This is a genomic window from Owenweeksia hongkongensis DSM 17368 (genome assembly GCF_000236705.1).
GTDB lineage: Bacteria > Bacteroidota > Bacteroidia > Flavobacteriales > Schleiferiaceae > Owenweeksia > Owenweeksia hongkongensis.
This window is the reverse complement of sequence record NC_016599.1, coordinates 726229-741041: the sequence shown is the minus strand read 5'-3', so window position 1 is coordinate 741041 and position 14813 is coordinate 726229. Positions and strand designations below refer to the sequence as shown.

General features: G+C 40.0%; 17 protein-coding genes. 12 read left to right on the top strand and 5 right to left on the bottom strand.

Annotation, left to right across the window (positions count from 1 at the left end):
- Positions 1 to 21: 21 nt before the first annotated feature.
- The 4 genes from OWEHO_RS03455 to OWEHO_RS03440 form a co-directional block, all read right to left on the bottom strand.
- Positions 22 to 384 (bottom strand): nuclear transport factor 2 family protein, encoded by a 363-nt coding sequence (locus OWEHO_RS03455; RefSeq protein ID WP_014201076.1) that lies wholly within the window; start codon positions 382 to 384, stop codon positions 22 to 24.
- 15 nt (positions 385 to 399) lie between these two features.
- Positions 400 to 777, bottom strand: coding sequence for a nuclear transport factor 2 family protein (locus OWEHO_RS03450; protein WP_014201075.1), 378 nt, complete (start codon positions 775 to 777; stop codon positions 400 to 402).
- 281 nt (positions 778 to 1058) lie between these two features.
- Positions 1059 to 1529: a hypothetical protein gene (locus tag OWEHO_RS18360; RefSeq protein ID WP_014201074.1), complete on the bottom strand. Its 471-nt coding sequence runs from the start codon at positions 1527 to 1529 to the stop codon at positions 1059 to 1061.
- 154 nt (positions 1530 to 1683) lie between these two features.
- Positions 1684 to 2724 carry a T9SS type A sorting domain-containing protein gene (locus OWEHO_RS03440; RefSeq protein ID WP_014201073.1) on the bottom strand — a complete coding sequence of 347 codons (1041 nt, stop codon included), beginning with the start codon at positions 2722 to 2724 and terminating at the stop codon, positions 1684 to 1686.
- A 266-nt stretch (positions 2725 to 2990) separates the two neighbouring features.
- Between OWEHO_RS03440 and fabG the strand changes: the two genes are divergently transcribed.
- The 11 genes from fabG to OWEHO_RS03400 all read left to right on the top strand — a co-directional run bounded on the left by fabG (position 2991) and on the right by OWEHO_RS03400 (position 12319).
- Positions 2991 to 3737: a 3-oxoacyl-[acyl-carrier-protein] reductase gene (fabG, locus tag OWEHO_RS03435; protein WP_014201072.1), complete on the top strand. Its 747-nt coding sequence runs from the start codon at positions 2991 to 2993 to the stop codon at positions 3735 to 3737.
- 172 nt (positions 3738 to 3909) lie between these two features.
- Positions 3910 to 5955 (top strand): vWA domain-containing protein, encoded by a 2046-nt coding sequence (locus OWEHO_RS03430; protein ID WP_014201071.1) that lies wholly within the window; start codon positions 3910 to 3912, stop codon positions 5953 to 5955.
- A 15-nt stretch (positions 5956 to 5970) separates the two neighbouring features.
- Entirely contained in the window at positions 5971 to 6786 is an 816-nt protein-coding gene (locus OWEHO_RS03425) for a prohibitin family protein (RefSeq protein ID WP_014201070.1), read from the top strand.
- Positions 6787 to 6822: 36 nt separating this feature from the next.
- Positions 6823 to 8289 carry an aminoacyl-histidine dipeptidase gene (locus OWEHO_RS03420; RefSeq protein WP_014201069.1) on the top strand — a complete coding sequence of 489 codons (1467 nt, stop codon included), beginning with the start codon at positions 6823 to 6825 and terminating at the stop codon, positions 8287 to 8289.
- Positions 8290 to 8381: 92 nt separating this feature from the next.
- A complete protein-coding gene (locus tag OWEHO_RS03415; protein ID WP_052301166.1) occupies positions 8382 to 9200 on the top strand; it encodes a beta/alpha barrel domain-containing protein in 819 nt (272 codons plus the stop codon).
- A gap of 354 nt (positions 9201 to 9554) precedes the next feature.
- A complete protein-coding gene (locus OWEHO_RS18455) occupies positions 9555 to 9704 on the top strand; it encodes a hypothetical protein (protein ID WP_014201067.1) in 150 nt (49 codons plus the stop codon).
- A gap of 56 nt (positions 9705 to 9760) precedes the next feature.
- Positions 9761 to 9910, top strand: a complete 150-nt coding sequence (locus OWEHO_RS18450) for a hypothetical protein (protein WP_014201066.1) — start codon at positions 9761 to 9763, stop codon at positions 9908 to 9910.
- Positions 9911 to 10073: 163 nt separating this feature from the next.
- Positions 10074 to 10280: a hypothetical protein gene (locus OWEHO_RS18355; protein WP_014201065.1), complete on the top strand. Its 207-nt coding sequence runs from the start codon at positions 10074 to 10076 to the stop codon at positions 10278 to 10280.
- Positions 10281 to 10326: 46 nt separating this feature from the next.
- A complete protein-coding gene (locus OWEHO_RS03410; RefSeq protein ID WP_014201064.1) occupies positions 10327 to 10971 on the top strand; it encodes an SDR family oxidoreductase in 645 nt (214 codons plus the stop codon).
- A 23-nt stretch (positions 10972 to 10994) separates the two neighbouring features.
- Positions 10995 to 11468, top strand: a complete 474-nt coding sequence (locus OWEHO_RS17770) for a thiol-disulfide oxidoreductase DCC family protein (protein ID WP_143764497.1) — start codon at positions 10995 to 10997, stop codon at positions 11466 to 11468.
- A 107-nt stretch (positions 11469 to 11575) separates the two neighbouring features.
- Positions 11576 to 12319, top strand: a complete 744-nt coding sequence (locus tag OWEHO_RS03400) for a hypothetical protein (RefSeq protein WP_014201062.1) — start codon at positions 11576 to 11578, stop codon at positions 12317 to 12319.
- On the opposite strand, the gene OWEHO_RS03395 is transcribed toward OWEHO_RS03400, so the two are convergent.
- The gene (locus tag OWEHO_RS03395; RefSeq protein ID WP_014201061.1) at positions 12316 to 12882 is read right to left on the bottom strand and encodes a hypothetical protein; all 567 of its coding nucleotides are present in this window, start codon (positions 12880 to 12882) and stop codon (positions 12316 to 12318) included. The two genes, OWEHO_RS03400 and OWEHO_RS03395, sit on opposite strands and share 4 nt — an antisense overlap.
- A gap of 50 nt (positions 12883 to 12932) precedes the next feature.
- Between OWEHO_RS03395 and OWEHO_RS03390 the strand changes: the two genes are divergently transcribed.
- Positions 12933 to 14783, top strand: coding sequence for a DEAD/DEAH box helicase (locus OWEHO_RS03390; RefSeq protein ID WP_143764494.1), 1851 nt, complete (start codon positions 12933 to 12935; stop codon positions 14781 to 14783).
- Positions 14784 to 14813: the final 30 nt, after the last annotated feature.

The window sequence follows — 14813 nt, the reverse complement described above, 5'->3', positions numbered from 1 at the left end:
TAAAGGGTTTCTACTTTTTGGTCAAAACATTCCATTTTCATTTATGATGTCTTTAGGTACTGCCTGACCAAAATCCCAAAGTTCTACAATTTTGTTTTCTTCAAATTTGGCGATATGCATTACTGCCAGTTCTTGATCTCCCTGCACAATTCGCGAATGTACGGCCACCGTGTCACCATCTTCCAGCGCTCGCTGTATTTCAAAAACTTTGTTGGGTGTTTGCTTGTGCGATTCTTCCATGGCCAGCATCAGGGTTTCAGCATCACCTTTAAAGTAGGCATTGTGGTGTTTTAGGTTTTCGCTGGCATATAGTTTAAATGCTTCTCGCGAATCTCCCTTAGCGCATAGGGTAAGGAAATGTTTGGTTATTTCTTTTCTGGACATTTTATTCTAGCTCTTTTAATACATACTATTCCCATTAGCTGAGTTTTTGGGTACTTGCTGAATGCTGTCCCAATGTTCGCAAATCTTTCCATTATCATCAAACCTAAAAAAGTCCATAGTTACATATTGGTCATTACCCGGCCAGGTTTGGTGGGTGTGCAAAGCCACTAAATCGCCCTCAGCAATACAGCGTACAAACTCAATTGACTTGTCCGGATATTCTTTTTGCATCCTTTCAAAATAGTCTATAAAACCCTGCGTGCCATTGGCTACATCCGGGTTGTGCTGAATGTACTCCTTGCCCACATATTTCTCAATCGCTTCTTTTGGTTTGCCCAAATAAGCAGTTTTATAAAAGGCTATGGCGTTTTTCTTGTTTTGTTCTAAGTTCATTTTGGTGGTTTTCAAGACTTTGAAATTTGTACAAAAAAATCTTTGTAGTCCTTTATGGCGGCATTTTTTTCTTTACGTCTGGTAACGGCCCGGCTATGCGCAGTGTGGGATTGAAAAGCGGTAGTTTTCAATAGTGCTCGTTAGCAAGCCAAAGCTGCGATTTTGGATTTTAAACTTAATCATAATAAAATACCAAAGCGGAGCTTTGGCGGGATAGGGGACGAGACCCTTCGGTTATTCCTTCAGCCCGCATTGCGTATAGGTTTTGTTAGCAAATGTGTTTATTTTACCAGTATAGTGTTTTCATAATAAGCGGTATCTCCCAGAATGGATTCGACTACCTTTCCCTTCAACTTGTTAGGACCAGATTTAAAGTCCACTGTTTCAAATTCAAAAATTCCATTTTTTGGCTCGTCCTCGATCGTAAAGTGTATAGAATCATTTAAAACAATTTCGGTATAGCGTTCAGACTTTAAGGTGTGCTTCATGTAACAAATTAAAACTCTTACGGTGTCTTTTTGATTATAGACTTCCTTTTCTGGTAAAACAAGGACGGATGATGTTGTCCCATATTTTATGAATCTTGAGTTAATTGCTTTAAGACGCTCTGTGATAGTTTGATCAGGAACTGAAGGAATTCCAACGTTTTTTTCTAACCGACTTAATTCAATATTTAGGGATTCATTCTTATCACTTTCATGCGTGCATGAAAACAAAATGAAACAAACTAGGGGTATTAATAGCTTCGTCATTCTTTAATATTTGCTAACTAGTGGCTAACGGGAACTCCCGTTATATCTATTATATAATTTTTGTGATATTTCTCGAAAGATAAATATTCCCACAACCTCTTAAAACACAAAACCCCGGAAATCCGAGGTTTTGTACAAGTATATCTACTGGGTTTTACTCTTTTATAAAAGTAGCTGAGGATTTTGATTTGCCATCAAGCAAAATTTGAAAAGCACCTTTAGGCAAAAGCCTTACATCAAGCTTTTCGCTCAGGGTTCCTTGCTGTACAGGTTTTCCGTTAATATCAAAAATCTGGTACTCCTTTAGTTCTTTGGGGTTATAATCTACCAAGAGGTAATCTGAAGTAGGGTTGGGGTACAAACTTACTTTGGTGGCGGTAAGTTCTTTTAGAGATATAGTGCTGTTTGTTTGCTTGTCAAAACGAAATTCACCAGCCAAAATAAGGTTGAGATTATTGTCGGCACTCAACTCTGTGATTTCTATAATTTGATTTAGTTGATTGCTTGTGCAAATAAAACGCTGAACTAAATCCAGTTCACCGTCATTATCCACATCCTGAAATCCGTCCATGGTAAGCAATCGGCCACTATTAGCAGGGTCATAGTTGTATTTAAAGTATCCATCATCTTGACCACCCAGGCTTACTGTGTAAAAGAGACTATCTAAAAGTCCTTGTTTATAGAAGTATTTATAGTCACCAATTTTAATAGATCCTGTACCCAGGTTTGCATAAATATCAATCACACTAGCTTCTCCGCTGGGAGCGTAGTTTATACGAGCTTCAAAGAGTTGTTCAAATTGGCCATTTTGATAAGCATAATAAGAAACAGCGCTGTCACGGTACTGCTTATCTAAGATGAAAACAATCTTGTCAATGCTGTCTTGTTGGATGTTGTTATAGCCGGCAATGGTGGTCTTATTAAAATCGTGGGTGGTAACACCTTTGTATTGAGCCGCTACCATGTTACTCTGGGTTATGGTTAAGGTATCTATTTTACCATTTACAAAATAATGCTGGTAGCCTGTAGCTATAGCACTAAATTGACTTCCAGAATCTGCTGAAACCGTAATAGAATCATGGACCACAATGTTTGGAAAAAAGGAGTTGTTGAAAAACTGACTCAGTGGATCCACAACCTGCGCGGAGCTCGATAAGCTAATAGCGGTAATAAAAAGGAATAAGGCTTTTTTCATGGTTTTATGTTTTTGGGTATTTACTTAATGACACTTTATTGGCAGTAAAGGATGCTTGACAAAAATAAAACATAAAATTGTAGGACTATTGGGGAGTTTAGGCTTGTGCGACAATCATCTAATCTTCCAATTTGGAATCCCTCTCAGTGTAAAATGTAATTATATCTTTGGGCAACCTATTTTGGATGATTTGGGAAATGCCCGCTAGCCTTGCGGCAAATGGGGAAACCGGATTTCGAAAGTGGTGAGAATCAAAAAAATAACCGATGAAATTACTGCAAGGAAAAACAGCAATTATTACTGGCGCCTCCAAAGGAATTGGGAAAGGTATAGCCGAAGTTTTTGCCGATAATGGCGCCAATGTAGCTTTTACCTACCTCTCAAGTGTAGAAGCAGCCGAGGCTTTTGAAAAAGAATTGAGCTCTAAAGGAGTAAAAGTAAAGGGCTACCGCAGCGATGCTTCAGTGTATGCATCAGCCGAAGAGCTTGTAAATAGTGTACTTGAAGATTTTGGTAGTATTGATATTGTAATCAACAATGCTGGTGTTACTCGCGACAATCTTTTGATGCGTATGACGGAAGAGGATTTTGACAAAGTGGTTCAAATCAACTTGAAGTCTGTATTCAACCTTACCAAAACCGTACAGCGTACCATGCTTAAGCAGCGCAGCGGTTCTATTATCAACATTAGCTCTGTAGTAGGAGTAAAGGGTAATGCCGGACAATCAAATTATGCAGCTTCAAAAGCCGGAATTATTGGCTTTACTAAGTCTATCGCTTTGGAGCTAGGTTCAAGAAACATCCGTTGCAATGCTATTGCTCCAGGTTTTATCGAAACTGAAATGACCGGAAAACTTGACGAGAAAACTGTTCAAGGTTGGAGAGATGCTATTCCTTTGAAAAGAGGTGGTACACCTGAGGATGTAGCAAATGCTTGTCTTTTCTTAGCTTCTGACTTATCAGCTTACGTTACCGGACAGGTAATGAACGTTGATGGCGGAATGTTGACCTAAAAACAAATTGTTCTCGACTTCGCTCGAACGGGCACACGTCTATCGTTTGCCTCTTTGGTCGGAGTCGAGAATATTTTATAATACGATTGTTGGTTTCTTGATAAGTGTCTGTTCGAGCGGAGTCGAGAACCAAAAGATATGAAGTGGAATCATCTGCTTTTACGAAAACTATATGACAGAAATAATCCTTGAAAATTCTCTTTTGTGGCTTATCCCTATTGCCGGGGTGGCAGCATTGGCAACTTGGTTGCTCTATTTTCGAGGTAAGATGTTTACACCCAATCAGCGTAAAATCCTTTCTGTGTTTAGGTTTCTTACGCTTTTCTTTTTGGGCTTTCTCCTTCTTTCTCCTCTTTTAAAGTCTACCAAAACAAGAGAGGAAAAGCCAATTTTAGTTTGGCTCGAAGACCACTCTTCATCTATGCTTAGCGCAAATGATAGCGCAGCGGTGATTGAAAATCTCAACAACTTTAAGATTCCTTCTTCGCTTAGCAGCAAATACGACATTCAGTATTTCGACTTTAGCGATAAGCTCACCGAGCCCAGCGATTCATTTAATGGGCTGAGCACAGATTTATACGAAGCGCTTCAGGAGGCTTCTGAAAAATATTATAACCAGAATGTAGGTGCGGTGGTGCTTCATTCGGATGGGATAGGAAACCGTGGTGGAAATCCATCGTATGTAGCCAGCGGATTGGCTTACCCAATTTACACGGTTGGTTATGGTGACACCACTCTGCAAAAGGATCTTTTTATAGAAAGGGTGATCAGCAATAAGGTGAGTTACCTAAATAATAAAATGCCGGTAGAGCTTTATTTGCGAGCTCGCCAATTGGAAGGCTTACCTTATGAACTTACCGTAAAGTCCGCCAATGGAAGTACAGTTTTTTCCAAGAAACTAAGTATTGGTTCACAGGATTATTTTGAGCGGGTAAACTTTTTCATAAAAGCTGAAAAGGCTGGTGTGCAGCGCTACACGGTAAGTGTTGGTCCCGTTTCCGGGGAAGTGAATATTACCAATAACACCGCTGTATTTTCAGTAGAAGTGCTGGACAATAAAAAGAAAATCAGCATCATTGGCTACGGCCCTCATCCTGACATTGGGGCGCTCAACCAATCACTTAAAACTTTGGAGCGTTATGAGGTGAAAACGATGATTCAGAAAGATTGGGATGGCAATATAGGTGATGCCGATTTGTACATTTTGCACGATCCTTCTTCTGTGATTTTGGACAAATTCAGTGAAAGTAAAAAGCCAGTTTGGATAATTTATGGTTCCAATACTTCTGCTGATGCATTTGCAAAGCTTACCGGTTTACGTACCGAGAGTGGCTCTTTTGAAGAAGTTTATCCTGTGGCGGGTTCTGGTTTCAATCTTTTTAATACTGACGACCAATATCAGCTGCAGCTGGATGAAATGCCGCCTTTAAATTCTCCTTTTGGTGAAATTTTTTCCAAAAAGCCTATTTATAGTTTGTTTACCAAAAAGATAGGTAGAGTGGCCACAAACTCACCGCTATGGTTTTTTACTCAGGAAGAAAATCAGCGACAAGCAGTTATTCTGGGAACAGGAATCTGGCGCTGGCGTATTTATGATTTTAAGGAAACTGAAAACCACGAGGCTTTTGACCGACTGATTTCTAAAACGGTACAATACCTAACAACCGATGCCCGCAGGCAAAGGTTTGTAGTGGACATGCCGGATAGAGTGGAGCAGGGGGAGCAACTTAGAGCAGAAGCGCGTCTTTACAATCGCTCGCTGGAGCTTACCAATGAGCCGGATTTAAAAATAACTTTTACCGCTGAGAATGCCTCGGAGTACGAGTTTAGCTTTGCCAAAGACCAAAATACCTACAGCCTAAATGCTGGCCGTTTGCCGGAAGGCTTGTATAACTATAAAAGCACGGTAACTTTGGGCGATGAAACATTTAGCCGCCAAGGCAGTGTACTGGTTGAAAAAAGCTATTTGGAACAAGCGGATGGTGTAGCGCGTCATCACGTTTTACGCAAGATTTCCACCGAAAGTGGAGGGAAGTTTTACAATGCTTCACAAATGGAAGCTTTAACAGAAAACTTGATTGCCAATACCAAGGCTACCACGTACACTTATGAAGAAACCTCTACCGACAGCTTGATAAACGAAAAATGGCTATTTGCATTATTTGTCCTATTTCTGACTATCGAATGGGCTTTGAGAAAATATTTTGGCAATTATTAAAACAAGAATAAAATTATGAATCAAAAGAAGACAGCATTAATTGTAGCCGGATTTATCGCCTTTGTGGTGGTGGTCTTGGCTTGGAATTCCTTTACCTATACGGTAAACACAGGGGAGAAAGGAATCATGTTCCGTAAGTTTCAGGGAGGTTTGGATAAAGAAAATATTTATGGTCAGGGATTTCACGTAAAGTGGCCTTGGGATAAGGTTTTCATTTATGATGTGAGAATCAAGGAATCGGTAAGCAAGATGCAGGTTTTGAGTAAAAATGGATTGACCATTATTGCTGAACTTTCCTATCGCTATAAGCCATTAGAAAGTAAGGTAGGATATCTTCACAATGAGATTGGCCCGGATTATCATGAGCAAATTATTGTTCCCGAAATACGCTCGGCCACACGTGAGGTTATTGGTAAATATTTGCCGGAAGAGCTGTATTCATCAAAAAGAGAATCTATTCAAGATGAGATTTTTCAGCGTACAGAGGTTGGGATGAAAGAAAAAAACCTTCTGCTTGACGCAGTTTTGATTAGAGAAGTGGAGCTTCCGCAAAATCTTAAAGCAGCCATTGAGCGTAAGCTTGAGCAAGAGCAGGCTTCATTGGAGTATGAGTTTAAGCTGCAACAAGCGAAAAAAGAAGCACAGCGTCAAGAGATTGAAGCTGAAGGTAAGGCTACGGCAAACCGTATTATTAACTCCTCACTTTCAGAAAATATTTTGAAAGAAAAAGGAATTGAAGCCACATTGAAATTGGCCGAATCACCAAATAGTAAAACGGTGATTATTGGAAGTGGTAAAGATGGAATGCCAATCATTTTAGGAAATAAGTAAAACGAATAGTCACACTGTGACTGATAAATTAGGAGTATGAGTACCGAAGTAAGACAGTTGGAACCAAAGTCTGTTTGGAATCATTTTGAAGATTTGAATGCTGTACCAAGAGCATCTAAAAAAGAGGAGCGTGTAATTGCCTTTATGGAAGGATTTGCCCGCAGCCTTGATTTACCTTTTGAGAAGGATGATATAGGAAACTTGGTAATAAAAAAGGCCGCTACTGCGGGAATGGAAAATCGCAAGCCTATTATAATGCAGGCGCATGTGGACATGGTTCACCAAAAAAATGCGGATACCGATTTTGATTTTGACACGCAGGGAATTCAATCCTACATAGATGGAGACTGGGTAAAAGCAAAGGGCACCACGCTTGGTGCGGATAATGGAATGGGAGTAGCGGCTATCATGGCGGTGCTTTCATCTACAGATATTGCTCACCCAGCTATTGAAGCTCTTTTTACAGTAGATGAGGAAGCTGGAATGACCGGTGCCATGCACTTAAAGCACAACTGGCTGAAAGGAGAAATCCTTTTAAACTTAGATACTGAGGAAGATGATGAGCTCAGCATTGGTTGTGCCGGTGGTGTAGATAGTAACATAGATTGGACTTACACTGAAGAGCCGCTTACTGGAGACTACGCAGCTTATAAGGTAAGTGTGAGTGGATTGAGCGGTGGCCACAGTGGTATGGACATTATCAAAGGATTGGGTAACGCCAATAAGATTTTGAATCGTATGCTTTTAGGAACTCACGAAGCATTTGGTTTACGCATCCAGAGTTTTGATGGCGGTGGTTTGCGCAATGCTATTCCTCGCGAGGCAAGCGCTATAGTTGCTGTAAAGCATGAAAAAGTAGAATCAGTGCAGCACTTTTGGGACAACCTCATTGTTGACCTTACCAAGGAATTTGCCACCACCGATCCTAAAGCGAAGATTGAATACGCTTCTTCTGAAGTCCGCTCCGGAAACTTTATGAACGAGGCTGACCAGAAGAAATTTTTATACGCTATACAGGCTTGCCAGGATGGAATAAGACGCATGAGCCCTGATGTGGAAGACTTAGTGGAGACATCAAATAACCTAGCTCGCGTGTTGTTACAAGATGGTAAAATGGAAGTGAAATGTCTTACTCGCAGCGACCGTGAGTCTGCCAAGTGGGATTTAGCTTTTGCTGTAGCTGCACCATTTAAGTTGATTGGAGCAAATGTGGAACACAGCGGTTCTTACCCAGGTTGGAAACTTGACCCAAACGCAAGGATGCTTGGTATGATGAAGGATTTGTACGCTGAGCTTTTTGGCGAACAACCGGACGTTTTGGCTTGTCATGCAGGTTTGGAGTGTGGACTTTTAGGTCAGCATTATCCTAATTTAGAGATGATTTCCTTTGGGCCAACCATTAGAGGTGCACATTCACCTGATGAGAGAGTTTGTATTTCTTCAGTTCAAAAGTTCTGGGGATATTTACAAGAAGCTTTGAAACGTATTCCAGCTAAAAACTAGTTTAGGCGAAAGCAATTCTGTTTAAAGGCAAAAAATAGAAACCAGTGAATTCTGATAAAACATTAAAACTTGTGGAATGTCCCCGCGATGCTATGCAGGGCATCCACGAGTTTATTCCTACTTCTCAAAAAATTGATTACATCAATTCTATACTTCGTGTAGGGTTTGACACTATAGATTTTGGAAGTTTTGTTTCGCCCAAAGCCATTCCTCAGCTCAAGGATACTGTTGACGTTTTAAACGGCTTGGAGCTGGATAAAACTACTTCTAAGCTTTTAGCTATTGTGGCAAATCAGCGTGGGGCAGAAGAGGCTGTCCAATTTGATGAAATCACTTATTTAGGTTACCCTTTTTCTATTTCAGAAGTTTTCCAAAAGCGTAATACCAATAAGTCGATAGCTGAATCTGAAGCTTTGGTTGGTGAGCTGATTAATATTTGCGCCAAGCAAAATAAAGAGTTGGTGGTTTACATTTCCATGGGATTTGGAAATCCTTACGATGAACCCTGGAATGTAGAAATAGTAGAGAAGTGGAGCCGTAGACTAGCTGAAATGGGCGTTCGCATTTTATCTCTTTCCGATACTATTGGAACATCAAATCCTGAGAGTATTAGCTATCTGTTTTCCAATCTTATTCCAGCATTACCAGAGGTGGAGTTTGGGGCTCATTTGCATACCACACCTGAATCCTGGCATGAAAAGGTAAAATCAGCTTACGATAATGGCTGCCGCAGATTTGATGGCGCTATAAAAGGTTTTGGGGGCTGCCCAATGGCCGCTGACGATTTGGTAGGAAATATGCCGATGGAAAAACTTCTGTCTTTTGCACAAGAGAAGAAAGTAGCCGGAAACGTAAATATGCTAGCTTTTGAAAGTGCTTATAACAAGGCGCTTCAGACATTTCCGATGTAAGCGAAAACCTAGAAATAACGTTTGAATTGTTGAATGGAGGCTCTTTTCAGAAGAGACCTCCATTTTTTTTGAAAAAAAGTCATTTTTTTTCTGTAGAAAAAACACCAGTATTCCATACCTCCAATTCATTATAACTTTTTCTCCATTTAAAGAGGCTAACATCCTGAAAGAGCCTTTTTAATCATCTGGTGCTTTAAGGCAAGCAGTTTCATTTTATAGCTATCCAAGCCCACATGGTTTGCTGATTTTTTATTAGTCAACGTCCATCCAATAAGGTATTTAGCCTCGTAGATACTGTTGAGTTGTAAATAAATTTTTCATTTTTGTCATCACTCTAAACCATGAAACATTAATATGAATGACGTATCAAAAGCCATTAAAGTGGCTCTTTCTGTTCGGCAATACCTTCAAGAAAATACGGGAGGTGCAATGCCAAATAGTAAAGAGATAGTAGAAAATTATCAACGGATTACTCAGCAGGTAAAAAACCTTGGAGGGTTATAACAATCCATTTGTAATTCTCTACAATTAATTACTCACTCAAAAACTCAAAACTGGTCATGAAAAACTCTAACTCATTAATTAACGTTACCAACATTGTACGCGATTTTCTTCAAAATGAAGCTAAGACTCTGGAAATTAGTCGAGGAAAAATGCTACGTGATGAAGATCCTGAAAAGGATATTCATAAATACTTAAAGGTTGGTTAAATAATCTTTCTCACTCGAACGCTTGTAAAACGCGATTTTGGATTTTCCGAAATCGCGTTTACTTTTTTATACAACTCCCTCATCAAAGAACATTTTGTCATAACGAATGTTAACAGCTTAAATATTAAACATTAGCATTATGAAAACGATAAAAATGGTCTTAATGGCAACATTAGTATGCTTTGGATTAGCTTCATGCATGCAAGGTACAGAAGAAGTAAAAGCTAATGAGGACAAACTAGAAGCTCCGGCAGACGAAACGGAGGTTGATGAGCCAAACATTCCTATAGATGAGGAGTTAAAGGATAATATCAATAGTAAGTCAGAAATGGATTCAGATGAAGATCCGATAATGGATACTATGCAATAGTCCGTAGTACAAAACAGAGAAGTAAGTTTAACACTAAATAGAAAAAATGAAAGTATTAGTAGTAGGAGCAAATGGCCAAATAGGCAATAAAGTAGTAAAGAAACTAGCTGACCACAACCATCAGGTTTTAGCAATGGTACGAAAGGAGGAACAGCGATCTAATGTGGAAGGAAAAAATGTGAAGGCCGTGGTGGCAGATTTGGAAGGAGATCTAAGCCCTGCTTTTGGTGAAAAGCTAGATGCTGTAATTTTTGCAGCCGGAAGTGGAGCTGGTACTGGTGTGGATAAAACTGAGGCTATAGATAATAGAGGGGCCAAAAAAACTATTGATGAAGCGGTAAAACATAATGTAAGACGCTATCTAATTGTAAGCTCTATAGGGACGGATAATCCTGAAAGTGGGCCTGAGGAATTACGTCCATATCTATTAGCCAAATCTTCGGCTGACCAGCATCTGGTACAAAGTGGCTTGGATTATACCATTGTAAGACCGGGGATGCTTAAAAATGATAGTGGGACAGGAAGTGTACAAGCCGCTGAAAAACTTAAAGACTATTCAGATAGCTCTATTAGTAGAACAGATGTGGCCACGGCTCTGGTAGAAATATTGGACAAGCCAAACACCCATCAAAAGGTGATTGAATTGATAAATGGTAAAACTCCTATTCCAGATGCTATCGGAAACATTTAGATTTGCGCCAAAGCAAAAGACTATTGTTCCAAAAAATTGATAAAACAAAATACGCTCCTCATTCAAAACCTATAATGGTTTGGGATGGGGAGTGTGGTTTTTGTAAATACTGGACCACACGCTGGTCTAAATTTACTGGCACCAAAGTAATTTATGAGCCATATCAAACGGCTTCTGAAAGATTTGAAGATATTGACGAAGTACACTTCAGACAGGCCAGCAGACTTATAGAACCAGATGGGCGTGTATATAGCGGACCCCGATCAGCCTATCGCACCTTTACCTATGGTAGCAAATGGGGTTTTCTAGATGCTTGGTATGAAAATAAAAAATGGCTTCAATCCTTGAGTGACAAGGCTTATAGCTGGGTGGAAAAGAACCGCAATTTCTTGTTCAAGCTTACCAAAGCACTTTTTGGATCAGATCCAAATGAGGTTCGGCCCTTTTGGTTAATCTACTTAGGCGTAATTCTATATTTCATTTATATGGGGTTTTAATTGCACCGGATGCCGCAGCAAACCTTGATAACATTGTTGATAGTTGATTGTCAATGCTCTAATATTCAAAAATCTAAGCCGTTATATTTGGCAAAACACAAAGTGTCTTGAGTAAGCACCTTACGTTATTTATGATATGTTTATTTGCGGGCTCTTCCTTTGGGCAGAAGTCGCTATTTAAGGTAGTGCATGACAAGCCTGTGGTAACACTTGAAGCTAGAATTGGCAAATACTGGAACATTCAGCAGCCTGATGATTCATTATCTCCTACGCAATATGACCACTTGAAAGCCATTAGCCAAGGTATTAGATATGACTTCTCGGCCTTATATCACTTTGGAGAATATTTTGAAATAGGTCTGACTTTCGCAGGCTTAACCACTTCACATACGGTAGAAGACGTAAATATTTTAGTAGTAGATCCTAAAGGAGATACCCTCAATTTATATGGAGATTTGGTGGAAGGAGTGAACCAGAGCTTTTTTGGACCAAGGCTAAATGCCAGAATTAAACTCGGTGACTTCATGTATTTACGCCCTGGAATATCTGTAGGCTACCTTAATTACGAAAGCAAAACTAATGCTGCTGGGTATAAATATGCTCTAAAGGGCGGCACTTTAGGAGTTGATATTCATGCTAGTTTGCAGTACAAAGCAGATGACAATTGGGGAATAATGATTGCCGCTTCCATAATGCCCACCTTTATTTATGAGCCCACTGTAGAGTTTGAAAATGGCGGCTCCCTGGTATATACAGGAGGTTTGCTAAACGTAGGGCATTACCATGTGGGAGCAGGCATTAGCTATACTTTTACCAAAAAGAATAAGGATGCGATGCCAGCTTATTTCTAGAACTCCGCTGACTTTAGCTTTGGCAATATCTTCCTAGCTCTGGATTTATAACCAGCAGACGCATCCTCTAAGTTTTCCTCAATTACAATTTTCAGCTCAGGCTGAAGTTCTACATGCTTTTTGCAAATATTAAAAGCAGTAGTCATCCCAAAGCATTTTACAGCAATTGGTTGCTTTGGATCAAGTAAATCACGAATGCATAAGTCATAAATAATACCTTCAAAATTTTCTGGAATATCTAAGAACTGGAGTATTCGATAAATGTTTCGGGCCACAGAGTCGTGTCGCGGTTTTTCCAACAGTCGAATGAGATTTGGTAAATAGGCTATCAAGAGGGTTTTATCCATTACACCTGCATGGCCTAGAGCCCAAGCCGCGCGCTGTGATGTTCCAGCTTCGCTAGTTTCAATAAGTTGAAGGTAAGAGTTCAGATTTTCAGGGTGTTCCACCAAAAAAGTTGCAATGCTGTGAATTGTTTCTTTGGAATACCTCTCTTCTAAAAGCTTTTCAAAATCCATATTGTTGGCTAAAATACAAAGCAGGAATATGTCTTTAAGTTTCAAATTCCTCTATTTTTTTGAAAGGAAAAAGTGCGATACCAAACATTAATTTTATGAAAATCAAAAAGTTAATGCTTGAAATGAAGAGGAGTATAGTTAGAGTTGAAAAAACAAATGGTATCTTCGCGCCCAATTTTAAGATAATAGATTTGAAGAATTTTGAAGCCTTAGGGCTTTCGTCACCTGTTCTTAAAGCCCTTAGTGAAATGGGATTTGAGAACCCTACCGAGATCCAAAGCCAAGCCATTCCGTTGTTACTTTCTAAGCCTCAAGACTTTATAGGTCTTGCACAAACAGGCACAGGAAAAACAGCAGCATTTGGTTTGCCGCTTATCGATCTTATTGAGGTAGAAGAAAAACGCACACAAGCCCTTATTTTGGCGCCTACTCGTGAATTGGCGCAGCAAATAGGAAAGCAGTTAGCGGACTTTTCTAAGCACTTGGGACGCCTAAACATAGTATGTGTTTTTGGCGGGGCCAGCATTAGCGGCCAAATGTCAGAAGTTAGGAGGGGGGCACAAATTATTGTGGCGACTCCTGGTCGATTGATTGACCTCACCAAACGTGGAGCTGTAAAGCTTTCCAGTCTTGAATATATCATTCTGGATGAAGCTGATGAAATGCTGAATATGGGATTCAAGGATGATTTGGATTACATTTTGGCGCAAGCACCTGAAGAAAAAATCACATGGCTTTTTTCGGCTACAATGCCAGCTGAAATTAAGCGTATTGTAAAAAATTACATGGTAAACCCGGCTGAAGTAAAAGTAAACCAGGGGAACATTGTAAATACAAATATTGAACATCAATATGCCGTACTTAAGGCATCAGACAAAACTGAAGCCCTTCGCAGGCTTTTGGATTTTGACCCTGCCATGTATGGTGTAGTTTTTACCCGTACCAAGCGTGATGCGCAAAAAGTAGCCGAAGATTTGGTTGAAAGTGGTTATGCCGCTGAGCCTCTTCACGGTGATCTTTCGCAGGCACAGCGTGATGCTGTAATGAGAAGATTTAGAGCCGGAACACTACAAATGCTTATTGCTACAGACGTGGCAGCTCGTGGTATTGATGTAGACAATCTTACTCACGTAGTACATTTTGCATTGCCAGATGATCCCGAATATTACACACACCGAAGTGGTCGCACCGCTCGTGCTGGTAAAAAAGGAGTATCTCTTTCTCTAATCACCAAAGGTGATATGCGTAGGGTAAAATATCTAGAAAGCAAATTGGGAATTAAGTTTGAAAAAGCGCTAATTCCTGAAATCGCTGAAATCGCAAAGAATAGAGTTTCGCATTGGGCTGATAAATTGGCTAACCAAGAGATCAGCAAAATGCTTGAGTTTGAAATGATGCAAACTGCAGAAATGGCTCTACAAGCTTTTACTCGCGAAGAAATCATTGCTAAATTCATTAGCGGACAGCTTGATAGAGTAACCAAGAAAAACTCAATCAGTGATCTTAATGATACATCCCGTTCATCATCTAGAGATGATAGAGGTGGCCGTGATGATAGAGGTAGAGGAAGACGTGATAGAGGTGAACGAGGAGAGCGTGGTGGTCGTGATAGAGATGGAAGAGAGGCAGGAATGCATCGCTTTTTTATCAATCTAGGTACTATGGATAACCTTAATAAAGGTGGTCTTCTTCGTTTTATTTGTGATAACACAGGCCTTACCAGTCGTGATGTTGGACGTATTTCTTTAGACCAGCGTCATACATTATTTGATGTAAGCGAAGATGCTTCAGCAAAAATTGCTAGCCTTAATGAAAAGCAATATGACGGTAGAGATATCAGAGTAAACCGTGATGACGACAAGGGGCGCAAACGTCCTTCTGGAGGAAAACGCGGTGGTGGAAAAGGAAAACCACAAAGAGGTGGTAACCGTAAAGGGCGCTTTTAGAGCACTCTTTTTATAAAGCATGACGGGCAA